Raw genomic sequence first — 23977 nt, 5'->3', positions numbered from 1 at the left:
GCCATTGCCCTTCCAACTCCGACCGCGTCACTACGCTGACGCGGCGGGACACCGATTGCGAACAGGGAGACCATGACGTACCGCACCGACCGCATCGAACAGCTCCTGAGCGAAGGCGTCCGGGACAAGGTCTATCCAGGTGCCGTGTGGGCGGTCGGTGACGCCCACGTCACCGGCTCCCAAGGCGTCGCCGGAGCCCTCGACCCCGTCGAACCGGACGTGCCGATGCGACTCGACACCGTCTTCGACGCCGCCAGCCTTACCAAGATCCTCGCCGTCTGGGCTTCGATCGGGGCGCTGTGGGAAGAGGGCAAGCTCGACCTCGACGCACCGCTCGGCACCTTCTGGCCAGAGGCCGACGGACACCCGCTGGAAGCCGTGACCGCCCGCAACCTCCTGACCCACACCGCCGGTCTACCGCTGCGAGCCCAGCTCAAGAATCTGTACGGCATCGACCCACAGGACATCCGCGACGGAGTCCTGCACGAGGCCCTGCACCGGCCACCAGGCGAGGCCGTCGAGTACACCGACCGGGCCGCCCTCATCCTCGGATACCTGGCCGAGCACCTCTCCGGACAACGGCTCGACCAGCTAGTCACACGCCGGGCCTGGCAGCCACTGGGCATGGCCAACACGTGCTTCGGACCACTGCCCGCCGAGGTCACTGCACGCTGCGCACCAACCGAACTCGACCAGGACACCGGCAGGCACCTCAAGGGCGTCGCCCACGACTTCTCCGCCCGGCTCCTAGGCGGGGTTTGCGGCATCGCGGGCGCCTTCACCGTCCTCGACGACCTCGGAATTTTCCTGCGCCACATGCTCGCCGCCGCCCTGGACCAAGCCGGATTCGGCCCCGACTGGACCAAGGAGTCGCTGACCATCCAGACCGGCGACCTGGAGCCGGTACGTGGCCTGTTCTGGCACCCAGCCCCTGGCAGCGACTCCGGCGACGACATCTGGGTCCACTACGGCTTCACCGGCACCGGCATGTGGATCTCACCCCAACAAGGCCGATGGGCAGTGCTGTTGACGAACAAGCTCTACTACACCCGCGATCGGCAGCCCTTGACCGATGTCCGCAACGCCTTCCGGGCCCTCGCGTTCGCCTGAAGCAGTCAGTGCCCGAGGTGGAGCAGACCGTCTTCCAGGGTGGGATGGAAGCAGTCGGCAGGACCGGAGTTGCGGTTGTACCAGGCCGCATCGAGGCGCGGTTCCCGCACCTGGTGACCAGCCCTGCAGCGCAGCCACACCGAGTCATCGCGCATGCAGAGGACGATCCAGTCGCGGTACTCGGCGCACGTCGGGCACGCGTGAACGTCGCCATCGATGACGAGGGGCCGCTCCCAGCGCATCATGAAACCTTCCACGTCCTGCCGCGACGGCGCCCGGAAGTCCGACGGCAGGAAATCAGGGTGTGCCGGCGCTTCTGGAGCAGCCGCCGGACGTGGAGGGTCGGGCAGGGGCCATTCGGTATGCAACGCCAAGAGCACTTGGCCAGCCCGCTGTGCTTCACGGAACTCACGGTCGGCACGAGCACGTCGTCGGAACATGCGGGTTCTCCTCTCTGTCGGCAGGCTCGGCGTACCGCGCCGCTCAGGAACGGCGCGGTACGGCACAAGCTCCTGCAAATCTGCGCGCGTCAGCTGCTACGCACGACGGTGAGACGGCCCTCGCTGCTCTTGGGCAAGGAGCGCCGGGGCACTGGGGCCGGCGACCCGAGCGAGGAGGCAAACGCAGCGACCAGGTCATGAGGGACGCTGGGGCTGAAGGTCGCGCACCACAGGTAGGGGGCACCGAGCATGGGCTCCGCCCATGCCTGCCAACCGAGTTGATCAGGCCGTGGATCAGCATCCTGAATCAGCGGCGGCAGCAGCTCCAAGGAGACGCTGCACGTGAAGGCGGCGTCAGTCGCGGTGGTCTGAGGCCGATCCATATCGCGGATCCAGCCCTTGGCGCTCAGCGCGCCGAGGACCTTCGGGGGCCCGCTGGCACTCACGCTGTGGGTCTTGCGAGCGCCGAACTCGACGAGGAGATCGGTGAGAGCTTCGTGCGGGACGCCGGTGGTGAAGTAGGCGTTCCACTCTGTCATCGCGGAGACGGGATGTGCCCGAGCGCTCAGCTGCCATGCGACAGGGAGTCCTCCCAGTTCAAAGGGGTAGGCCGCAAGGATCCACTCGGCGCCGTACAGCCCGTCGGGGCTCACATACAGCACGGTGTTGCGGGCGGTGGGCCACATCCGCCAGCCGAGGCGGCTCAGCGTCTCACCGACGCGTTCGGCGAGCGCGCCGTCGTCGCCGGCCAAATGACGTGGGGTGACCCAGTACACCGGGTCTTTCGCCTCGGGGTGCAGGGGATCAATGGGATGGTGCGAGCTCAGTGGCGTCTCCAGGGCGAGGGAGTCGATCTTCCAGCAGGACGTTGTAGGTTGACATGCCTTCGGGCAGCGCACCAGTCCCTTCGAGGCTTGCTCTGTCTGCCCCCGGCGAACTGCTGTCCTTCGTCATCCAATCGAGGCGTTTGACAGCAAACGCAGTCGTCTGGGCTTCTTCTGACAGTGAATCTAGTCGTGAGGGGTGACCAGCCTCGATCCCGATAGCCTGGAGACCGAAGCGTACGGGCACGGGGGGATGATGGTTCGAGCACTTCTGCTCGGGGTTGGGACCTTTGAGAGCGTGGTCGACGGCGAGTGGAACCCAGTGTCGGAGGGGTTGCGTCCGCTGCCGTCGGTTCAACCGCAAGTGCGTGAACTCGCCGTGGTGCTTTCACGCTTCGACGGACTGAACGTCGGTGAACCGGTGATCGACGCGAACCGCGTCAGCATTGAGGAGAGCTGGCGGCAACTGCGGCACGATTCGGCGGGCGGGCCGCGTATCGTTCACTTTGCCGGTCACGGGGCCCTTCGTGGCCGCGTCTTGTACCTGCCCGTACACGACAGCCGTCCGAACGACCTCCCGGAGTCAGCGATCGATGTCGGTCGATGGCTGAACGAAGTCGAGCATGGTTCCAACCAGTCTCCCGTCCTGTTCCTGCTCGATGTTTGCGGTGCAGGGGCCGCGACGGACTACCAGCTGTTCCAGGACGTTCCCGAGGGCGACCGAAGGACCTGGGTGATTGCGGCCTGTACGGCGGACGAGAGCGCCTATGACGCACGGTTCACCAAGGCCACGGCCCAAGCCCTGGAGCGGCTCCGCTTGGGGCACTGGGACATTTCTCCGGCTCTGTCCCACGTGCCGGTGGAGGCTGTCGCCGACGAGATCGCACGGGAGTTGGTCCGCCTCGGCGAGGGGTATCCGCAGACCGTGGTGCACTCGCCGCGCCGAGCCGCCTCGTTGCCGGTACCGGAGTTCTTCGCCAACCCGGCGTTTAGCACTGACGGCTGGCAGCGACTTCGGAGCCGACTGCGATTTGCAGTTCGGGAACTGGCGGCCGAGTTCGACCCGGGTCTGGACCCAGTCCACTTTCTCACCCGGGCGTCCGGCCGCCTGGACGACGCCGCTGCGATCATGGCCTGCCTCTTTACTGGGCGAACCCGTGAGCTGAGCCAGATTCGCTCCTGGTTGGCGAGCGACGACACCCTGTTGCTGGTCACCGGAAGCCCTGGGGCCGGAAAGTCGGCGCTGCTGGGGGTAACCGTCTTCCTGTCGCACAACCAGCTCGCCGAGCTGAGTGCTGGGCTGGTTGGCCGCATTCCTGCTCAGTACCGTCCGGAGCGTCGGTACCCGACTCTTGTCGCGGTCCATGCCAGGCACCGGAGCAGGGACGAGGTGATCGCTTCGATCATGGCGCAACTGACTCCCGAGGACACGGAGTCGGCCGCCGCTAGCAGTGAGCAAGCTCTGAAGCAGCTCAAACGCATCGCCCAGGATCTGTCAGAACCGGTGATACTCATCCTCGATGCCATTGACGAAGCCCTGGAGAGCGACCGTATCGTCCGCAATCTGCTACCCGAGCTACTGCGCACGCTCCGCTCCGACGGCCGCCCCGCCTTCCGCGCGCTCGTGGGAATGCGCCCGCCGCAGACGGACGGCCACCGGTTCTGGGAAGCACCCGGTGCCCGCGGGATGGTGCTTAACCTGGACACCTCTTCCAGTGTCGAGGACCTTGCGAACGACCTCACGACCTACATCGCCGACATCCTGTACAGCGCACCCGGCTACAGCGACCAGGCCCTCCGCGAGTCCGTAGCCCGTGCGGTTGCCACCACGATCGCTCATAGCCGCGATCGCAGCACCTTCCTCGTCGCAGCGCTCTTCGCCGACTTCCTGCGGACCGGCGTACCACTGAAACCTGCCGATGCGGTCGCCCGGCTGCCGCAGAGTCTGCCGCACCTGCTCGAACTGCATTTGCGGACCACGCTGGACGACGACCCGTGGATGCGGCACGTGATGGTGGGGTTGGCACAAGCTCGGGGTCAGGGTATGCCACTGGAGCTCGTGGCGGCAGCGGCCACCGCTGCCGCCATGGCCGCAGGTCAGGGGCTCCGCCCGCTGGCCCCGGGCGAAGCCCGCGAGAAGCTGGCTACCGCCCGCTTCTATCTGCGGACGAACATCGACTCGGACGGACGTCAGCTCTACCGGTTCTTCCACGAGACGATCACCGAACACTTCCGTGACGCCGGGGCCGAACTCGACGGCCTCGCCGACAAGCTCTTCTACGAGCTATTTTCTGCCGTCCCCGGACGGTGGGCCGCTGAGGGACCTCGGTGGGACCTCGCTGCACCGTATCTGCTTCGACACCTTATGGAGCATGCCGTCGCTGTGCCGGGCGGATCCGCGGTCGATCAGTTGTTCCTGGACCCGGAGTACCTAGTCCGCGCCGACCGCAACAGCATCTGGGAAGCCGTTCACAGGACGAAAACCCCCACGGCGCGGCGGGCCGGAGCCGCGTACCAGAAGGCATTCGGTCGTGGCAGCCTCTTCGGGCAGGACGGATTGCTGGAGACACGGCGTGCGAGGCTTCAGCAGAGCCTTGTGACCTACCGGGCGGCCGGACTGGCGCGCCATCTCCAAGACGAACAAGCTGCGCTCTGCACGCGCTGGAGTACGGGCTTGCCTGAGGAGTCTCTGCTGCACGTCATCACCAAGGACGAGTTGGGCACCACAGTGTCAGCCCTTGCCCTGGGAGCTGTCGGTCGACGGCTCCTCGCTGTGTTCGGCGGCAACGACGGCTGCCTCCAAGCGTGGGACATCACACCGAACCGAACCGGCGCGGTCCTCCGGTATTCCTCGACACTCCGGACAGACAGAGATGCCATCACTCACATGGTGATCGTGGATCTGGAGGAGCGGGTGGTCATCGCCTTGGTGACTGACCAGAACGTTCTGCGGCTGCACGATCTCGCCACGGGTGCGATCGTTGCCGACGCGCACCTCAACGGCGCGGGGGTCTCGGCCCTGGCGGTCGCCGACACTGGGGATGAAACCGTCCTTGTAGTTGGTCGGGTCAATGGCGACATCAGCCGGATCGGCCTGCTGGATGAGTCGTTCGGCAAAACCCTCGACACCGTCAACGCCGGGGACACCACCATCTGCTCGCTACTCGGAGTGGAGTCCGCGGACGGCTCCCTCGCGATCCACTATGTTTGCGCCGAACCTCAAGACGACGGACCGAGGGTGCTGCGCAAACTGGACGGGCGGCCCGTCTGCCTCACATCGGCCGGCGGGCTCCAAGCAGTGCGGATCCAGCACACCAACGCGCTGGCCCCGCTGTTCTCCCTCGTCGCCTATACCCCCAACATGTACGAGGTCCGGGCGAACGGTGACACCGTCCAGGTCGTCACAGGCCCAGAGGACAGAAGGCTCGCGCTAGGGGATATCCGCCGCGTCGACCGCTTTCAGCTCGCGCTGACCGCCCATCGCGACGGCAACATGCGGGTGTGGGACCTCGACGTTTGCCCACGGTTCGGTCACGGCCAAAACCACTGGCACCCCGCCACAATGCTCGGCACCCTCCGCCTCGGCGGCTCGGAGCTCGCCCTCAGCGCCGAACTCGTCTCCGGCACGGTCAAGGCTTGGGACCTGAACACCGGCGCCGAGGATCGCGAATTGACTGGCCTGGGCGGGCTCAGCCATGCCACCACCGTGACGGCCAGCGACGCGTCCTACGTCGTCACGGTGACCACGGAGAATGAGCTCGACACCTGGAATGTCCGTGAGGATGCCCTGGAGTCGACGGTCCGCCTCCCCGCCCCGGCCACCGCGTTGGCCGCTGTGCCGCACGGCGATTCGGTGTGGGCCGTGGTCGGCGGTGCCGACGGCGGTATCCATGTCTGGGACACGATCAAGAAGTCGCCTTCCCATCTCCTCGCCAGCATGGAGGGGCCGGTCACAGAGCTGGTCGCAGGCACCGTCGGCAGCGAGTCGCTCCTCATCAGCGTCCACAACGAACACAGGGTCTGTCTCTGGTCCCTGGCTGACAGCACCCTGCGGCAATCGATCACGCTGGACCGGATCGGAGCGATCGCGATGCAGGGCGGACGCCTGTTCGCTGCCGAGCAATCGTCGGATGACGATCAGGTGCGGATCTGGGACCTTGTGACCGCCTCGCTCGTGGGTTCCGTCCCCGTGGCCGGCCCTCGGGTGATGACTGTCAGCCAAGTAAACGGCAAGCCGGTACTCGTGGCCGCTGTCAGCGAGGCAGAGGTCCAGGCATGGGATGCCGAATCCGGCGATCCACTCGGACCGCCGGCCCCGGTACCGGATCAAGTACACACGATCGCCCCCTACGAGAACGGCGTGCTGGTAGGCAGCGAGGTCGGCCATGTCACGGCCCTCGGCTGGGCCTGTTCCGCAACGGAGCCGTCGCTCCATCCGACGCGGCCGACCGTCCACGTCACCCACGTCCTGGCTTGGTTGCCGGGCGAACTGCTATGTGGCGATGCCCGCGCAAACGGGTGGGAGTTGCACACCGCCGACGAATGGGAGAGAGGGCTGCCGCCTTCCTCCGACCTGGTCTACACCCGCCCCATCACTGCGACGACTGCCCAACTCCACGATGCTCTCGTCGACGTACTGGCCCCCGACGGATTTGAGGTCGTACGGCTGGAGGCACACGAGTACGAGATCAGCAAGGTCGACGGCGTGACCACCGGCGGCCCGTGGCGATTCCCGGCGTACTCCGTCCATTGTCACTTGGAGGAAGGACCAGAGCAGTGACGATCGTCGCAGTGCACGGCATCGGCAACCACCTGAGCGGCCGCTCGCCGGAACAAGCTGCCACCGAACTAGCAGGGCAGTGGCAGCCCAAACTTCAGCATGGCTTCACGGCTGCCGGACTGGGCGCCCACCAACTCCCTGCCCTGCACGTCGCGTACTACGCTCACCACACCCACGCCGCGGAGCGACAGGCTGTCGTGCCGGATGTACTTGCCATCGACGAACGAGAACAGTCCGTGGTCATCGCCTGGGCGCTGGCCCTGGGTTCACCCACCCTCCAGGAACGGCAGGGACTGATTACTGCACCGCTGCGGCAGGTCCTGTCCTGGGTTTCCCGACGCCGCAACATCCCCATCGGGACGGTCATCCGGCTGGCCGTCCAGCTGGCGGGCGAGGTCCGCCGCTACCTCCACGTTCCGCAGGTACGGGCTGCCGCCCGATCCGCCGTGGCCGAGTCGATCCGGCGCGTGCGCCCCCGCGTGGTGCTGGCGCACTCCCTCGGCTCCGTCGTCGCGTACGAGGCCCTCCATGCTCACCCGGAACTGACCGTGGACTGCTTCGTAACCCTGGGCTCTCCCCTTGGCCTGCCAGGCGGGATTTTTGATCACCTGGTGCCCGCACCCATCGCCGAGCGGGGTGCCCGACCTGCCGGGGTCCGCTACTGGGTGAACCTCGCCGACACAGGTGACCTTGTGGCGATTCCCCGTCGGCTTGGCGACCGATTCCCCGTTGACCAGCACGCCGACACCCCGATTGGCCGTATCGACTTCCACACCCTCGGAGCGTACTTGTCCTCCCCACTCACCGCTGCAGCGATTACGCCCTTCGTCCTCAACCCGACAACCCCGGACCAGATCGCCTGAGACTCTCGTCGGTCTGCGCCTTCAACGATCTAGCCTCGCAGGCAACGCCCCCGCATGCAGGAGCTTGCCTCCCACGACTAGGTTCGCTGTCAAACGACTGGATTGGATGTCAGAGGACAACTGCCAAGAAGGCCCTACTGTGGGATCTCAAATCCCGTGGCCGATTTTCAGGGTCCTCGGCCACGGGCTCGATCCCGACGGCCCGGACATGTCCTGCCGCACAGCGGCAGCGGGGCCAGTTTCTGTAATCACTCCACGCCGCGTAGTTTCGCTTGCTAGCGTGCTGAGTTGGCGATAGTTCGCCGGGTGACTGAACGCGTAGGCCCGTGAAAGCCAATTACGGGCAGCGAGACCAGCATGGTCCTCCATGCTGCCAAACGTTCACGTTGTTCCGAGCGCGCTCCGTCCGTCAGGTTCAGGAGAATCCTGCTCCGTCCGGTCGGGAACGCTGGGGTCAGACTTCTGGTCTGCCTGTGCGTTGATCGCACGCCGTATGGCGTGCATGTTCCGCACGCCCTGAGCCCGAAAGGGTCGTCAGGTGGAAGAACAACTTGTAGTCGATGCCGAAGCTGCTAGCCCGCCCCCATCACCGTCTAGTGAGAACGAGGCGGCCGGAGCAGATCCCGATCTGGGCAGTCGTGCCGATGAGCTCCGCGTCCGAGCCGATCAAATCCGTAATCTGACGTGGAAGCAGTACTCAGCCATCCGGGGGATGTTGATCGATTTGGGGCTACCCCCCGAAGTAGCGTCGACGGCGCCGTGGATGGCCGCTGATCCGCAGACCATGATCGATCAGCTCAAGCGCCCCCGACGTGAAGTGCTGGCTCCCGGTGTCACCGGCATCACCCTCATGCTTGATGTCCTCATGGCACCGCTGATCCGGGCGCTGGAGAACCTCCGCATGACGGAGAAGCGGTACAACGGGCAGTTCCTCCTGCCGCGGTACACGTCTGCCGCGTTCAACAAGGTGTGCCTGTGCGACCTGAGCGAACACGCGGACATGGCCGGGGCGACACAGTTCCTCTTCACTGAACTGGGCAAGGTCGACGAGGAGATCGCCGCCAACAACAAGTACGGGAAGGACATCGCCAAGAACGGCGTGCGTATTGGCGGCATCCTCTTCCCACTGCAGATCAGTCTGCCTGGGCAGCCGGTCATCGGAGGCTTCGAGACGGCCGACTGCTACGGGAGGACCTACTTCATCCAGGAGTCGGAGGGCATCACGGCCGCTGACGTTCTGGAGTGGCTCCGGAATGTGCCCACGGATGCCCGCGAACTGAAGGATCACCCACTGCAGGAGCGACGGACCGATCTGCTTTCCGTCGCAGGGAAGGTCCGCGCCGGCAACACCCACCTGAAGGGGCTTGAGGAGCTCCGGCTGATGCGTGCGGTGATGCCCAACACAAAGATCGTCCTGACGGTCGACGGAAGCGTTTCTATGGCCGAGGTGCGGCGACGGCTGGTGGCTCAGCAGCATCTGGACCCTCCCACCGCCTTCACTCCCGACACGGAGTGGCAGACGCGCGCGGAGGCCGTGCTCGAGGCCCTGGAGCAGAAGGGTTACCTGACGACGGTCCCTGGCGCCGACGCTCGTACGGTCCGTCAGATGATCGACAATCCCAAAGCCGCAGAAAATGCAGGACGTTGCCCTGACGAAGTCGCCGCCTTGGCCGTCTCTTTGCTGCTCCGAACCCCGAACAAGGGCCCCGACCGGGTGATCACCTCTGCCCTGCTGACGCGAGGCGTCGCTGGCCGGGAGCGGTCGCAGGCCCGGTCTGAACTGACCGCACACGTAGTAGGCCGCGCTATCTCCGACGGCATCGGGCGTGAGGGGCGGCGCTCGGCCCTTGAGCGGGTACTGCGTATGAAGGAGCTGCGTGATCTGGACGTCGACCTGCGGCCCATCGAAGATCTCATCGAGGATGCCCGCTCCGAACTGAGGGACGCCGACGCGGAACGCAGTAAGGGCACGAAGCCGACGATTGGACCGGCCGTCACTCAGATCATCGTTCGTGCCGCGTTCTACCTCACGTGCGGCACGGGTAACGAGGGCCCGCTGCTTGCGCGGAGCTCCCACGGCGCAGGCAAGGGCGAGGCCCAGGAGCCTGCCGAACTCATGCGCAAGCTGGCGATCACCTCTCATGGCCTTGAGCAGCTTGTACAAGCTGTCCTCGACGGCCGCCAGGGACAACCCGTACGACTGCTGGACGAGCACCAGACCGCCAAGGCGATGTCGTCGGCGGTCTCGGAGGACGAGCAGCTGACAGGTGAAAAGCTCCGCGCCCTGGCCCTGAAGCAGAAGCCAAAAATCGAGAATCCGACTGCTTTCGCGAAGGTGGCTGAGGACACGGACGACATCAGGGATAGCGTCACTGCCCTTGAGTACAACATCGAGGTGATGGAACGGCGCAAGGACCAAAACGCGGGCCTGCCGTACATCAAAGACCATGGCTGGGCGGACCCGCACGACTCCGTCGCCAAACTGAAAGAAGTTACCGGGCGGCTGGAGCAGTGGAAGATGCTGCATAGCGTGATGAACCGTAACCGGTTCCCTGAAACAGACGCCGAATGAGGTCCCCGGTGCGCTTGGACCAAGCCCTTGCCGATCACGTCGACTGCCTCATGAGCATCGAGATTTCCGGAGTCGGTGACGGCGAAAGCACCACCGGGATCGTTCGTGGCTGGAAGCGCCCACAACTGGTGCCCATGAGCGAGGTACTCAACCGGAACCAGTGGAGCCAGATCCGAACGGCCGTCTATGTCGTCTGCACTGCCGAGGCAGAGGTCCTCTACGTCGGAAGTGTGCGGCGCAGCCAGGCCGCGCTGGCCCCACGGATGCGAAAGCACTTCAGCGAGGATCCCGGCCGTGGGAGCACATGGACCCATCTCGCGGTGGTGATACTGCCTGACGCGTTGGGCCTCCAAGCGGTGCGACGCTGCGAGGGACGGGCCGGTCGAGCACTGGACCCGTTGGATAACCAGCAGTTGCCAGCGGTCCCCGAACGCGGCCCCTGGATTCCGCGGCAACGCCAGGCACAGCTGTGACCTGTGGCTTCGTGCCAGCGCATCCGTGGTAAGGGGCATGCGAGAGCCACTGTATGGCCCGGGCGGTGGGGCCGGGCAGCAGGCATGCTGCCCGGCCCCACCGCCTATTTCCGGCCGCTCAGTCTGAGATTTATCCACAGGTGATCTGTCCTACGGTCCTCGCCCGAGCGTCGGTGTCCGCTTCTCGCGGCACCGTCAAGGCGATGTCTCCCTGCAAGACATCGCCGACCGCGAAGGATCCAGCCTGGCCCCGTCCGCCTCCTCTGCTCAAGAACGGCGTTGCCATGCGCTTCTCAAGGGCCTACGCGACTCACCGGTGAAACGCTCGGGGACCGGCCGGAGCCTCCTTCAGACCCGCGCGGTTCACAACTTCCCTCAGCGAGGACCTGACTGCGTGCCACGGTATGGCAGGACATTCGGGGGGAGCGCCGTCGCTCAGCCGCTACCTCAACTCCAGGTACGAGGCCAGAGTGGCTGCGGTGGCCACTGTCCGCCCTCCGGAGCGACGCCATCACCTCCCAGCCGCTCGACGTCGCCCGGATCACGCTGCCGCTAAGGCCACGACGCCGGCGTTCACGGCCGCGGGCAACAACTTCGAGCTCCCCATCGCGGTCGCCATCGCCACCTTCGGCGCGGCCAGCGGCCAGGCCCTGGCCGGAGTCGTCGGCCCGCTCATCGAGGTCCCCGTGCTCATCGGCCTCGTGTACGTGGCACTCGCCGCCCGCCGCTACTTCCCCAGCGCCCCGTCCCCGCAGCCACACCGGCCGCCGCCCAAGAAGGCTCCGCCCGTGTCTGACGCCGCCAAACCCTCGGTCCTGTTCGTCTGTGTCCACAACGCCGGCCGTTCCCAGATAGCCGCCGGATTCCTCGCCCAGCTCGCCGGCGACCGCATCGAGGTCCGCTCCGCAGGCCCGCTGCCCGCCGACCGTCAACCCGGCTGCCGTCGAGGCCATGGCCGAAGTCGACATCACCACCGCGACACCCTGGGTGCTGACCACCGAAGCCGTCCAGGCATCCGACTACGTCGTCACCATGGGCTGCGGCGACGCCTGCCCCGATCTTCGCCGGCAAGACCTACCTCGACTGGCAACTCGACGACCCCGCCGGCCAAGGCATCGAGGCCGTCCGCCCGATCCGCGACGAAATCCAGCAGCGCGTCGAGGCTCTGATCAACGAGATTGTGCCTCGGTAGCGAACGGCACCTGGGGGTTGGCAGCTACGCCGCCTGTCGAAAGATCAGGTAACGCCGTACAGTTACCGAGTGCGCTACGGACAGAAGGCGTTACTGCCAGAACCCGGAACGTTCCCCAACGAGAAGGCACTTGCCGCGTTCGTCCTCGGTAAATTGGAGCAGTGGTTCCACATCGAGGAGCAGGTCCAGGGCCGCTACTGGACGGGTGAAGAGACCCGAATAGACGCGGTGTTGAGACCGCGGGAACCAGACGGCTGGCACGACGAAGAGCCGGCCTTCGGCGTGGAGTTCAAGAATCTCGCCCCGAACACCAGCATCGGCGAGCGCTACAGCTGGGTGGCGCAGGCAGTCGGATACACGCAATGCCAATGGCAGGGTTACGGCAGGCTGGGAGTTTTCCTGTGCCCCTCCCCGCTGACCTGGCTCCTGTCGCGCGCCGACGACATCGCCACCTTCCGTCAGCGGCAGATCAGCCCTGAGATGCTGGAGCGTGAACGCGAGAGAATACGGCGCTACGGGCGCCAATTCGGCAAGGAGTACTCCGACTCATACGTCGACGCCGAGGCACTGATCGCCCATCGGCGCCGCCTCGGCGAGATGACTTACGAGGAGTTCACCGCTCGCGCCGACGGCTACGCGAACGCCGACGCGCGAGAGCGTGAGCACGATCTCCGGATGGCCAAGGAGCTGACCCACCTCCTGGGGCAGCTCAGCGTCGGAGAGCTCATGCCCTACGAAGACAGCGGATGGACACTGATGCGGTCCGACTCACGACTGTGGAGCGAACGCGAGGGACCGGCAAGGGTCCGATACAGCCTGCATCCCCGGATCGGCTCCCAAAGGCGCAAACGCTGAGGCCACCGCCGCCCCACCGATGAGCCACCGGCGCCAATTGCGGGCTGCGGCCTCACTGCAAATGTGCGAGGGAAATGCTCGGCCGTACCCGCTTCTTCACCCCGAAGGGTGCATGGGCGACCTCGTGGCCTGGGAGAAATCTGGGAGATGATCTTCTCTCGGAAGCCCGTCGGGACCACCCAAGACCAACCCACTACAGGCCACTGACCAGCACGTATACCCATCAACCCTGGTGGCGATCTTCACCGAACCTCATTCGGGACGAAGAGGTCGTGGGTTCAAATCCCGCCACCCCGACGCTGGTCAGAGGGTCAATCGCATGATCGCGATTGGCCCTCTTTCATGCTCGGGGGCCAAACAGGGGGCCAAACGAATTTGATCAAGCCACTTCGTCGCCCTCTTCCTGGTCCTCCGCGTCCTCCCCTTCCTGATCTTCGGCGAGATGTCGTCCGTCGCTTCAGCTCCCTGCGTGATCACCGGACGGAGCTGCTTGCGATAGACCGCTTCCGTAGTCGCCTGACTGCTGTGACCGACCAACAGCGCGATCCGCTCCAACGGGATGCCGTGATCCGAGAGCAGGGACACGAAGCTGTGCCGCAACTCCCTCGGGGTCCACTCCGGCTTCAGGCCCGCCTTCTTCACGATGGCCTTGAAGTCGCGTCGGACGTTGGCCGCGTCGAGCGGTTCGCCGCTACGGGTCGTGAGGACACGGCCGGTCGGGCTCCACTCCTTCCCCTTCGACGCGCGCTCCTGCTTCCGCCACCTCAGATGCTCTTCGAGTGACGTCGACCACCTGCTTTGGCAGGGCGATGGTCCGGCGGCTCCTCCTTGTCTTTACGCTGAAGCCCGCGTCACGCTGGGCGTCACGGCGGCGCGTGACGGTGACCTGGAGCAGGCATTGACGATGGGGAGCGCGTCCTTGAGGGCGATCGCCAATCGGTGCCGTCGCTCATCATGACCAGCCGGGAACTTGCTGCCGAGATGCGGCGCCGCTACGCCGCAGAACCGGCCGCGCCGGACTACATCAGCCGGCTCCACTCGTTGGCGCAGGAGAAGCCCGGATTCATGCCCTGGTGAGGTTCAGACCGGACAAGTATCAGCCCGGGGCTTTAACCCGGGCTGTTCCTTTCCTCGGAACAGCAGTCAGCCACCCCATTGTCCTCCGCTGGCCGGAGCCGGGATCACCGGTCGCGGAGCACCTCGGGGCGGCCTAGGCTGAGATCAAGGCCCCTCGAGTGGAAGGGAACCTTGAGATGCATTTCGTCCTGATCGCGACCCACACTCCGGAAGTCTGTCCGACCTCCAACGCGACAACGCGCGACCTGATGCTGCAGACCGCCCCTGATATCCCGAACCTGGCCCAGAAGGCAGGCGTCGAGATCGTGGCCGGCCCCTTCGTCAACCGTGAACACACGATTGTCGTGGTCGTACAGTCCGACAAGGTCGAGAATGTCGACCGCTTGCTGGTGGAGTCTCGCCTCCCTCACTGGAACCGCGTCCGCGTGCTGCCGTCGCTGACCATGGAGGAAGGACTCACCGACATCGAAGCGCAGACGCCGATCTTCTGACCCACCCCGCTCAGGCACGCGACCGGTCCTTCGATGCGGGCGCCAGATGCGCCATCGCCCTGCCGCCATCAGTGCAGACGAACGCTGTCGGCTCCGCCTTTCGCCCTTCAGGCCGCGTGCCTCTGTCTTGTGGACCGCTCCAACCGCTCGGGCGACGTCTCATCGATCACGGGGCAACCGGTCCAGGCCCTGCCCGGCTGGAGAACCTCGGGCTTCGCGGTCCAGAACAAAGCACCCGAAGCATCTCTGTGGCCAAGTAGGCAGTGTGACTGGCCAACTGTCGCGGCCAGTCACACCCATGCGGGGGCCAAACAGGGGCCAAACCGCAGCAGCTCCACCGAGACGACCCTGGACTGCAATGGACAATGCCGGAGCCGAACTGGCAGGTCAGGAACCCCGAACCAAGGTCACAGAGGGGTCTGATCGCGTTCGGGACGAAGAGGTGGGTTCAAATCCCGCCACCCCGACAGTGAAATACCAGGGCAGGGGCCTGATCCGCATCGCGGGTCGGGCCCCTGAGTGGTTCCTGGGGTCGCTGGGCTCGAACGGCGGCTGAACCCTCGTCCAACAAGGGGATGACCTGCTACCGGGTGGCCGCCACGGCATCTTTCAGGGTCGCCCAGGTGATCCAGGACGACGACACCGGGGCAGGCGTGAGGACTTCGGCCTCGGACTCGGACTCGGACGGACCTCGCAAGGCGGCTGGGTGGCGGTCCGCATGGCGCTGCTCGCCCTGGACATCGTTAAGGGCCTCATCACACTCGGCACGTCGATGGACTTCGAGAGCCCACGCAGCCGCGACCTGGGGTGCTGGGACGGGGTCGAGTTCAACACGCCGCTGGTCGACGCCCTCGCCGACCCGGTCGGCGAGGACTGGGTCGTGCCGGACCAGTTGGTGGACGAGGTGTTCAACACGGCCCTGGGCGGCGTCTCGGGCGAGGAACGCGAGTTCTGGCTCGCGTCTGGAGATCATCGAGGGCGGGCAGCACTTCCTGAGCGCCTCGAACCCGGCGGAGGTCGACTCCGCGGCGATCGATTTCGTGAAGCGCTGGGTCTGAGCTGAGCAAGTACGGCAGAAGAGCGAGTTGAACGGTTCCCCCCTCTGCCCCGCCAATTGTGCACGTCGAGGAGCCTCTGACCCTCCAGGACTTCGAAGGGGTATGGGCCGCAGCCCGGCGACACCTCACTGCACCCCGGAGTCCTCTGATACCTCCTGACAGCTGTCGCCGACCGCTGTCAGCGCTGTGTCCGCCCGCTGTCAGCGGGGCCCGGCATCGTCATGGTCGTCGAGAACGACGAGGACCTGACGAGGAGTTGTTGAGCATGGCGTACGCGATCCGGGCCGAGGGACTGGTCAAGAAGTACGGCGATTTCACCGCCCTGGACGGTGTCGACCTGGAGGTCCCGGCCGGCAAGGTCGTCGGTGTCCTGGGCCCCAATGGCGCCGGCAAGACCACCACCGTGCGCATCCTGGCCACGCTGATGCGCCCCGACGCCGGACACGCCACCGTCGGCGGTCACGACATCGTCAAGGACCCGGTCAAGGTCCGGCAACTGATCGGGCTGACAGGTCAGTTCGCCTCCGTGGACGAGACCCTGTCCGGCGCCGAGAACCTGGTGCTCATCGGGCGGCTGCTCGGCCTGTCCCGGCGTGATGCGAAGGCGCGGGCCGCCGAGCTCCTGGAGAAATTCTCCCTCACCGACGCGGCCCGCAAGCCGATCGCCACCTTCTCCGGCGGTATGCGACGGCGTCTGGACCTGGCCGCCTCCCTGGTCGGCCGGCCCCAGGTGCTCTACCTGGACGAGCCCACCACCGGCCTGGACCCGCACGCCCGGCAGGAAGTCTGGAATGTCGTACGGCAGTTGGTCGCCGACGGCTCCACGGTGCTGCTCACCACCCAGTACCTGGAGGAGGCCGACCAGCTCGCCGACTCCATCACCGTCTTCGACAAGGGCCGCAAGGTCGCCGAGGGCCGGCCCGGTGAGCTCAAGCGCCGCGTCGGTGGTCAGATCCTCCAGGTCCGGCCCACCGTGGCCGCCGATGTGCCGCAGGTCGCCGGGATGCTCGCCGAGCTGACCGGACACGCCCCCGCCCAGGACTCCGGCGTACTCACCGTGCCGGCCGACGATCCGCTGATCGTCGCCGCGGTCGCCCGCCGCCTGGACGGCGCCGGCATCACCGCCGACGAACTCGGCCTGCGGCTGCCCAGCCTGGACGAGGTCTTCCTCGCCCTGACCGGACACGCGCCCGCCGTCACCGACGACCAGCCCGTCGCCGTCTGAGCCCCCAGCTCCCCCGCTCCCCCGCTCCCCAGCTCCCCCGCTCCCCCGCTCCCCAGCTCCCCCGCTCTCCCGCTCTCCCGCTCCGCGCAGACTTCCCGAGAGGACCCCGTCATGAGCACCCAGCCCCTCACCACCCACCCCGAACTCCCCAGCCGTATCGGCCTCGCACAGACCGCCCGGCACAGCCTCGCCCTCGCCGGCCGCGGCGTCACCAAGTTCATGAAGTCGCCGATCCAGCTGGTCGATGTGATCCTCACCCCGATCATCAGCCTGCTGATGTTCATCTACCTCTTCGGGGACGCCATGTCCGGCGGCGATACCGACGGCTACCTGCGGCTCGTCGTCCCCGGCGTCATGGTCATGGCCGTCTTCCAGGCCAGCGTCGGCATCGGCGCCTCGCTCTGCGCGGACGCCAGTACCGGGATCTTCGACCGGTTCCGCAGCATGCCGATCGCCCGCTCCAGTCCCCTGATCGGCGCCGTACTCGCGGATGTCGTCCGCTATGTCGCCTGTCTGGGCACCCTGGTCGTCCTCGCTCTGGTCATGGGCTACCGCGTCGAGACCGGCCCCCTCGCCACGCTCGCCGCGCTCGCCCTGCTCGTCGGCTTCGCCCTCAGCTTCTCCTGGATCTCGGTGTACCTCGGGATGCTGATCAAGAACCCCACCTCCGTACAGGGCCTGATGACCATCCTGATCCTGCCGCTCACCTTCGCCAGCAACGTCTTCATCCCCAGGGACGGCATGGCCGGCTGGCTCCAGGCCTGGTCCGACGTCAACCCCGTCTCCCTGGTGGCCGACGCGGTCCGCGGACTGCTCAACGGCGGTCCGGTCGCCGGTTCCCTGGCCGGCACCTTCGCCTGGATGGCCGGCGTGATCGTGGTCTTCTTCCCGCTGGCCATGCGCGCCTACCGCAAGAACGCCGGATGATCCTCCGGTGACAAGCCCTGCCGGGCGGGGTCCGCACCCACGAGGGTGGAGCGGACCCCGCCCGGCTGTCAGCATGAGCGCCCGGCTGTCAGCGTGACCGCCCGGCTGTCCGCATGGCCGCCCGGCTGTCCGCATGGCCGCCCGGCTGTCCACATGACCGCCCGACTGTCCGCATGACCGCGCGCGCCTCGTCAGATCCGCGGCACCGCCCGCAAGGTCTCTGCCTCCAGCCACCGCAGCGCGTCCTCACGGGAGTACGCGGCCCCCTCCTCGTACGCCTTCTTGAAGCCCTCCTCGCCCAGCGTCGCCACGATGCGGTCGACCAGCTCGCGCCACTCCGGCTCGCCCCAGTCGAAGGCTCCGCGCATCACCTGGCTCATGCCGAGCGACCTGGCGCCGTCTTCGGGAGCGTCCTCCAATGTCCGTATTCCGCCGAGCAGTTCGGCCACCCAGGCGAGTGCGGCGCCCGCTCCCTGGCCGAACAGGGCGCCGGCCGCCTCGGGCAGCAGGGCCCTGGCCCGCACCGCGTCCCCCTCGGCGAGACGGTTCTCGATGCGGGTGCTGACGATCAGGTCGCGGGCCAGTTCCCTGAGGGAGGGGCGCCGGGCGCTCAGCGCCTCGAGACGGTCGAGGGTCGCGTCGGACTGCGCCAGGTCACCGGCCCTGCGGTGCACATTGGCCAGGCCCACGAGGATGTTGGCCTCCAGGCGCAGCTGCCCGTGGTCGCGGGCCTGCCGGTGTGCGGCGCGCAGATCGCGGAAGGCGCCCGCCAGGTCGCCGCTGCGCCGGCGTTCGCGGGCGAGCCGGGCCTTGCTGAGGTAGAGGTAGTCCTCGGTGCCGAGTTCGGAGCTGAGTGCCACGGTCCGTTCGAAGGTGGCGATGGCCTGGGGGTACTCGCCGCGCAGGGAGTGGTCGCGGCCGATCGGGAGCAGGCTCATCACGAGCCCCCAGCGGTCGCCCACCTCCTCGAAGCCGCGCAGCGCCTCGATCCGGGACTCGGCGCCGGTGACCAGGTCGCCCTGTTCGGTGAGGGCGAAGTCCCGTGCCAGGTGGGCGCCGGCCCGTACCCAGGGATCGGGCGAGTCGAGGGGGTCCTGGTCCGCGGTTCCGCCCGGTCCCGACGCGCTTGCGGCGAAGGAGACTTGAGACATCCGCAGGAGCAGTACGGCCGGGTGGAACTCACGTGCCGTCGCCGACTCGCCCTCGACGGCGGGACGTTCGCCTCGCCCTGTCTGTACGGAATCCCGTGCCCGTACCGAATCCCGTGCCCGTACGGAATCCCGTGCCCGTACCGAATCCCGTGCTCGTACGGAATCCCCCACCCGCACGGAATCCCCCACCCGCACGGGACCCTCCACCCGTACGGAATCCGGCCCGGCGACCTCCGCCAGATACGTGTCGAGCTGAGTACTCATCCCCCTGATCCCCCAGTACCAGAACATCGCCCTGGCGAAGCGCGCCGCCAGGTTCCCGTCCCGGGCGTCGACGACCGAGCGCAGCGCGAGGACGAGGTTGTCGTGTTCGGCGTCGAAGACCTCGATGGCACGCAGCTGTTCGCTGGTACGAAGGCGGGGTTCGTGTTCTTCCGCGAGGGCCAGGAAGTACGCGGCATAGCGCTCGGTGACGGCGGCCCCGGACTCGGCGTCGGACTCGGCGAGCTGCCTCGCCGCGTACGCGCGTACCGTCTCAAGCATCCGGTAGCGCGGCTCGCCCGACCCTTCGCCGGCGTTGTCGACCAGCGACTTCTCGACCAGGGCGTCCAGGACGTACGGGATGTCGGCGGCCGGGAGCGACGGGTCCGCGCAGACCGCTTCGAGCGCGGGGACGGTCGCGCCGCCCGGGAACACCGACAGTCTGCGGGCGAGGATCCGTTCGGGTTCGTCGAGCAGGTCCCAGCTCCACTCGACGAGCGCGAGCAGGGTGCGCTGGCGGGGCAGGGCGGTGCGGCTGCCCGAGGCGAGGAGGCGGAAGCGGTCGTCGAGGCGACGCGCGATCTGCTCGACGCTCATCGAGCGGAGCTTCGCCGCGGCCAGTTCGAGGGCCAGCGGCATCCCGTCGAGCCGTCGGCAGATCTCGACCACGGCGTCGAGGGTCGAGTCGTCGAGCGTGAAGTCCGGACGGACTCCGGCGGCCCGGTCGACGAAGAGGCGGACGGCGGGCGACTGCGCGGCCTCGGCGGGCTCCGGTGATCCCATCGGTACGTCGAGGGGGCCGAGGTGGCACAGGGTCTCGCCGGTGATGGCGAGGGCCTCGCGGCTGGTGACGAGGATTCGTAACTCGGGGAGTTGGTCGAGGAGTTCGGCGGCGAGTTCGGCGGCCGCCTCGACGAGGTGCTCGCAGTTGTCGAGCAGGAGCAGGGCGTCGCCGCTGCCGAAGAGCGCGGCCATGCGCTCGACCGGGGTGGCCCGCTGTCCCTGGCCGGCGTCATAGAGGCGGCCGTCGGTGGAGCCGAGGGCGCCGAGTACCGCGTCGGCCAGCTGGTCCGGTGCGCTCACACCGGCGAGCGGCACGAACCAGACGCGGCCGCGTGGGTGGGCGCGGTCCCGGGTGGCCGCTTCGAAGGAGAGCCGGGTCTTGCCCGCGCCGCCGGGGCCGACGATGGTGACGAGTCGGTTGTGGGCCAACTGCCCGCCGAGTCGGCTCAGTTCATCGTCCCGACCGACGAAGCTGGTCAGCCTGGCCGGGAGGCGGCTCGCGGCGGCCTCGGCCCGCTCGACAGGCGTCTCCAACTCGCCTCGTAGCAGGGCCAGATGGATCTCCCGCAGGTCGGCCGACGGGACGACGCCGAGTTCGTCGTCGAGTCGCTCCCGTATCGCCTCGTACACCGCGAGGGCGTCGGACTGCCGTCCGGCCGCGGACAGCGCGCGCATCCGCAGCCCGGCGACCCGCTCGCTCAACGGCCGTTCGGCACCGGCCGCTTCGAGGTCGGCCAGCACCTCTCCGTACCGTCCGAGTCGCAGCTCGGCATCGCAGTGGTCCTCGGCCGCCGCGGTCCGCAGATCGTCGAGCCGGGTCGCGACGGGCCCGGCGAACGGGGCGTCGAGAACATCGGCGAGCGCCGTGCCCTGCCACAGCGCGAGCGCCGTTCCGAGCAGCGAGGCCGCCTCGCCGGCCCGCCCGGCGGCGAGTTCCCGCCTGCCCCGAGCGGTCAGATCCTCGAAGCGGTGGACGTCCACGTCCTCGGCCCGCACCGAGAGCCGGTAGCCGCCGGACGCGGACTCCACCGCCGCGGCCCCGCGCAGCGATCTGCGCAGCCGGGACACCAGCGCCTGCAGCGCGTTGGCCGCTTCGGCGGGTGGCTCCTCTCCCCACAGGCCGTCGACGAGCGAGTCGACGGACACCGTCCGGCCCTCGTCGAGGGCGAGCCTGGCGAGGAGCATCCGCAGCCGGACACCACCCACCTCGACCGGCGTCACCTCGTCGGCATACACCCGAACCGGTCCCAGCAGCTCTACCCGCACAACGGCCTCCCCCTCCGGACCGACCGGCCCCTACCGTGTCGATCACCCCTCCAACGCCGGGCCAGCATCACCCACTTGATGCCCCCGGTAAAGAGCCTTCGGCTCCGGACGGCACCTCGGTGTGCGGTGCGTGTGTTCGGGCGGGTCAGAACCTTCCGCCGGTTCCAGCAGCATGGCGGCGGCGAACTGCGGTACAGCGCGGTGGAGGCGGATCTGCAGCATCTGCTGACCGAGTACGGTCCGCCCAACAGGGCGACACCCGCTTACCCGTTCCACCAGCCCGAGGTCCACAAGGCGAGCACCTGGGCGTCCGAGGTGCCGGGTCGGTGACGGAGGCAGAAGGCGGCCGCATCGTACGAATGCCCTTCCAGGGCCGCCACCTCAAGCGGTGGAGTTCACCGCAGCGTGGAATCAAGCCGTGTACTGATGGGCCGAGTAGGTCAAGTAGCCCGCTTCGCCGCCCTGGTAAAACGTGGTCTCGTCGACGGGGGCGATCGGAAGTCCGACGCGCAGGCGCTCGACCAGGTCGGGGTTGGCGATGAAGGCGCGGCCGAAGCTGATGAGGTCGGCGCCGAGGCCGAGCCAGTGGTCGGCGTCGTCTCGGCTGGTCTGTTTGGGGCCCATCGGGAGGACTGGGTTCATGACGAGGGTGCCCGGCCATGCTTGCCGCAGGGCGACGAGTATCTCTTCGTCGGCGGTGGCCTCGAGGTGCACGTATGCCAGTCCGAGGGGGGCCAGTTCGGTCAGCAGGGCGGTGTAGAGGTCGAGGACGTCGGTCTCCTCGACTCCCCAGAACGTTCCGCCCGGTGAGAGACGGATGCCGGTCCTGTCCCCGCCGACGGCCTCGACCGTGGCGGCGACGGCCTCGACGGCGAACCTGATCCGGTTGGCGATCGGGCCTCCGTAGCGGTCCGTGCGCAGGTTGGCGTTGGACGAGAGGAACTGTGAGATCAGGTAGCCGTTGGCGCCGTGGAGTTCCACGCCGTCGAAGCCCGCGTCGACGGCGCGGCGGGCGGCTTCGGCGTACGACCGTGCGTGCTCGGGCACTTCGGCGGTGTCGAGCGCGCGCGGCGTCGACGCGGGCTGGGGCCCGGTCGGGGTGAACACGTCGCCGACGGCGGGGACGGCTGAGGGCCCGACCGGCTGCAGGCCGGTGGTGTCGGAGTGTGACACCCGGCCGCCGTGCATGATCTGGGCGAAGATCCGGCCGCCGTTGGCGTGGACGGCGGCGGTCACGGGGCGCCATGCCTCGACCTGCTCGTCGGTGTGCAGTCCCGGTGTGCCCGGGTTGGACTGCCCGATCAGGCTCGGCTGCACCCCCTCGCTCACGATCAGCCCGGCTGTCGCCCGCTGGGCGTAGTAGGTCGCCATCGACGACGTCGCCAGGCCACCGGCGGCTGCCCGGACCCGGACATCGGGGCCATGACCGTACGGTTGGGCAGCGTGAGGCCGCCGAGCCGGTAGCTGGTGAAAAGGGTCGTCATGTCAGGGCTCCTTCACGTTCTCCGTGCCCGCACCTCGGGCACGGCAGCTACGCTAAAACCTCACACCGATGTCAGAGGCAAGGCCTGTGACGCAGAACTCAGCCTGGAGGACTTGGTGCGGATCGGGGAGCTCGCGTCGCGTTCCGGAGTCAGTGTCCGGTCCGTGCGCTACTACGAGGAGCAGGGGCTGCTCACCAGCACACGTAGCCATAGCGGGCAGCGGCACTACACGGACGGCGAGGTCGAACGGGTCGCGTTCATCCAGCGGTTGTACGCCGCCGGCCTGTCCAGCCGCACCATCACCGAGCTGCTGCCCTGCGTCGACGCGCCCAGCGAGGAGAACTCCGACTCCGCGCTGGAGCGGATGGAACTGGAGCGCGAGCGGCTCTCCACGCACATCGCCGACCTCCTGCAAACCAGGGACACACTCGACGAGCTGATGGCCGCGGCCCGGGCGTACCGCGGCCAGCTGGGTCAGGCCACGGCCGGCCGGCTCAAGGACCCCGCGCTGATGAGCTGCCAGAACTCATAGGTCGAGCAGGCCCGTTGAGGCGCCCGTCGACACCTCCGCCCAGACCGTCTTGCCCACGGGGTGACGCGGCGTCGAGCCCCAGCGCACCGCCAGGACGTCCACCAGGAGCAGGCCGCGGCCCGACTCGCCGTCGGGGTACGACGACGGCGTAGCGGCAGGCGGTCGTTTCGTGGCGGCGGCGTCGGCGACCTCGATCCGCACCAGGCCGGCCGCCTCGTCCAGGCCGAGCCGGAGACCGAAGTCGCGCCCCGGGACGCGGCCGTGCTGGACGGCGTTCGCCGCGAGTTCGCCGACGACGAGGGCGACCGCGCACGACACGTCCGACTCCGGCGGGTGCCCCCACTCCTCCATGTGCCGCACGGCGCGGCGTCGGGCGAGGCTGGCGCCTCGGGGTGACGAGGCGAACTGCGCCGTGAAGGCCGGGCGTTCGGTACCCCTTCGAGGGCCTTCGCCCGAGGTGGTTGTTCCTGTCAGCACAGCGGGTCCGTCCTTGCCTGTCGAGCCCTGGGACGTCCCGCGCTGCGCACGAGTCGTCACGTTCCGTACTCAAGCATCGGCAGACAGCCCTACGCTCAAAAGGTGACGCAGCCTTATCTTTCGGTTCGTAAGGACG

17 protein-coding genes and 4 pseudogenes are annotated in these 23977 nt (G+C 67.6%); 15 read left to right on the top strand and 6 right to left on the bottom strand.

What is annotated here, in order from left to right; translation table 11 throughout:
• Positions 1-72 precede the first annotated feature (72 nt).
• Positions 73-1110 carry a serine hydrolase domain-containing protein gene (locus AB0H86_RS06280; protein WP_362433546.1) on the top strand — a complete coding sequence of 346 codons (1038 nt, stop codon included), beginning with the start codon at positions 73-75 and terminating at the stop codon, positions 1108-1110.
• Positions 1111-1115: 5 nt separating this feature from the next.
• Here AB0H86_RS06280 and AB0H86_RS06275 read toward each other — a convergent pair whose 3' ends face one another.
• Positions 1116-1550, bottom strand: coding sequence for a hypothetical protein (locus AB0H86_RS06275; protein WP_362433543.1), 435 nt, complete (start codon positions 1548-1550; stop codon positions 1116-1118).
• Between the two features lie 89 nt (positions 1551-1639).
• Positions 1640-2302 (bottom strand): DUF317 domain-containing protein, encoded by a 663-nt coding sequence (locus AB0H86_RS06270; protein ID WP_362433541.1) that lies wholly within the window; start codon positions 2300-2302, stop codon positions 1640-1642.
• Positions 2303-2573: 271 nt separating this feature from the next.
• Between AB0H86_RS06270 and AB0H86_RS06265 the strand changes: the two genes are divergently transcribed.
• The 7 genes and pseudogenes from AB0H86_RS06265 to AB0H86_RS06235 all read left to right on the top strand — a co-directional run bounded on the left by AB0H86_RS06265 (position 2574) and on the right by AB0H86_RS06235 (position 13109).
• Entirely contained in the window at positions 2574-7154 is a 4581-nt protein-coding gene (locus AB0H86_RS06265) for an AAA family ATPase (RefSeq protein ID WP_362433539.1), read from the top strand.
• Complete coding sequence (locus tag AB0H86_RS06260; protein WP_362433537.1) at positions 7151-8017, top strand: serine peptidase; 867 nt, start codon at positions 7151-7153, stop codon at positions 8015-8017. The genes AB0H86_RS06265 and AB0H86_RS06260 overlap by 4 nt, the downstream gene beginning before the upstream one ends.
• 763 nt (positions 8018-8780) lie before the next feature.
• A complete protein-coding gene (locus tag AB0H86_RS06255; protein WP_362433535.1) occupies positions 8781-10589 on the top strand; it encodes a hypothetical protein in 1809 nt (602 codons plus the stop codon).
• Between the two features lie 50 nt (positions 10590-10639).
• Positions 10640-11062, top strand: coding sequence for a hypothetical protein (locus AB0H86_RS06250; RefSeq protein WP_362433532.1), 423 nt, complete (start codon positions 10640-10642; stop codon positions 11060-11062).
• A 486-nt stretch (positions 11063-11548) separates the two neighbouring features.
• A pseudogene (locus AB0H86_RS06245) lies at positions 11549-11858 on the top strand (arsenical-resistance protein); the annotation flags it as partial.
• Positions 11851-12254: pseudogene (locus tag AB0H86_RS06240) on the top strand (arsenate reductase ArsC). The pseudogenes AB0H86_RS06245 and AB0H86_RS06240, both read left to right, overlap by 8 nt.
• A gap of 69 nt (positions 12255-12323) precedes the next feature.
• Positions 12324-13109: a hypothetical protein gene (locus AB0H86_RS06235; protein WP_362433530.1), complete on the top strand. Its 786-nt coding sequence runs from the start codon at positions 12324-12326 to the stop codon at positions 13107-13109.
• A 303-nt stretch (positions 13110-13412) separates the two neighbouring features.
• Here AB0H86_RS06235 and AB0H86_RS06230 read toward each other — a convergent pair whose 3' ends face one another.
• Complete coding sequence (locus tag AB0H86_RS06230; protein WP_362433728.1) at positions 13413-13877, bottom strand: tyrosine-type recombinase/integrase; 465 nt, start codon at positions 13875-13877, stop codon at positions 13413-13415.
• Positions 13878-14063: 186 nt separating this feature from the next.
• Between AB0H86_RS06230 and AB0H86_RS06225 the strand changes: the two genes are divergently transcribed.
• The 5 genes from AB0H86_RS06225 (at position 14064) to AB0H86_RS06205 (ending at position 17887) form a co-directional block, all read left to right on the top strand.
• Positions 14064-14186 carry a hypothetical protein gene (locus AB0H86_RS06225; RefSeq protein WP_362433528.1) on the top strand — a complete coding sequence of 41 codons (123 nt, stop codon included), beginning with the start codon at positions 14064-14066 and terminating at the stop codon, positions 14184-14186.
• A gap of 176 nt (positions 14187-14362) precedes the next feature.
• Complete coding sequence (locus AB0H86_RS06220) at positions 14363-14677, top strand: hypothetical protein (protein WP_362433525.1); 315 nt, start codon at positions 14363-14365, stop codon at positions 14675-14677.
• A gap of 718 nt (positions 14678-15395) precedes the next feature.
• Positions 15396-15740, top strand: coding sequence for a hypothetical protein (locus AB0H86_RS06215; RefSeq protein WP_362433523.1), 345 nt, complete (start codon positions 15396-15398; stop codon positions 15738-15740).
• A 260-nt stretch (positions 15741-16000) separates the two neighbouring features.
• A complete protein-coding gene (locus AB0H86_RS06210; protein ID WP_362433521.1) occupies positions 16001-16960 on the top strand; it encodes an ATP-binding cassette domain-containing protein in 960 nt (319 codons plus the stop codon).
• A 111-nt stretch (positions 16961-17071) separates the two neighbouring features.
• Positions 17072-17887, top strand: coding sequence for an ABC transporter permease (locus tag AB0H86_RS06205; protein ID WP_362433519.1), 816 nt, complete (start codon positions 17072-17074; stop codon positions 17885-17887).
• 191 nt (positions 17888-18078) lie between these two features.
• On the opposite strand, the gene AB0H86_RS06200 is transcribed toward AB0H86_RS06205, so the two are convergent.
• Complete coding sequence (locus tag AB0H86_RS06200) at positions 18079-21348, bottom strand: BTAD domain-containing putative transcriptional regulator (protein ID WP_362433516.1); 3270 nt, start codon at positions 21346-21348, stop codon at positions 18079-18081.
• Positions 21349-21507: 159 nt separating this feature from the next.
• Between AB0H86_RS06200 and AB0H86_RS06195 the strand changes: the two are divergent.
• A pseudogene (locus AB0H86_RS06195) lies at positions 21508-21624 on the top strand (restriction endonuclease); the annotation flags it as partial.
• Positions 21625-21759: 135 nt separating this feature from the next.
• Here AB0H86_RS06195 and AB0H86_RS06190 read toward each other — a convergent pair.
• Positions 21760-22832, bottom strand: a pseudogene (locus AB0H86_RS06190) (alkene reductase).
• A gap of 115 nt (positions 22833-22947) precedes the next feature.
• On the opposite strand from AB0H86_RS06190, the gene AB0H86_RS06185 reads away from it, so the two are divergent.
• Positions 22948-23364 (top strand): MerR family transcriptional regulator, encoded by a 417-nt coding sequence (locus AB0H86_RS06185; protein WP_362433726.1) that lies wholly within the window; start codon positions 22948-22950, stop codon positions 23362-23364.
• Here AB0H86_RS06185 and AB0H86_RS06180 read toward each other — a convergent pair.
• Positions 23359-23841, bottom strand: a complete 483-nt coding sequence (locus AB0H86_RS06180) for an ATP-binding protein (RefSeq protein ID WP_362433513.1) — start codon at positions 23839-23841, stop codon at positions 23359-23361. The genes AB0H86_RS06185 and AB0H86_RS06180 overlap by 6 nt on opposite strands.
• Between the last annotated feature and the right edge of the window lie 136 nt (positions 23842-23977).

It is taken from the genome of Streptomyces sp. NPDC050997, from assembly GCF_040660135.1.
GTDB lineage: Bacteria > Actinomycetota > Actinomycetes > Streptomycetales > Streptomycetaceae > Streptomyces.
The sequence above is the reverse complement of the archived record's forward strand: the minus strand, read 5'-3'. Positions and strand labels throughout refer to the sequence as shown.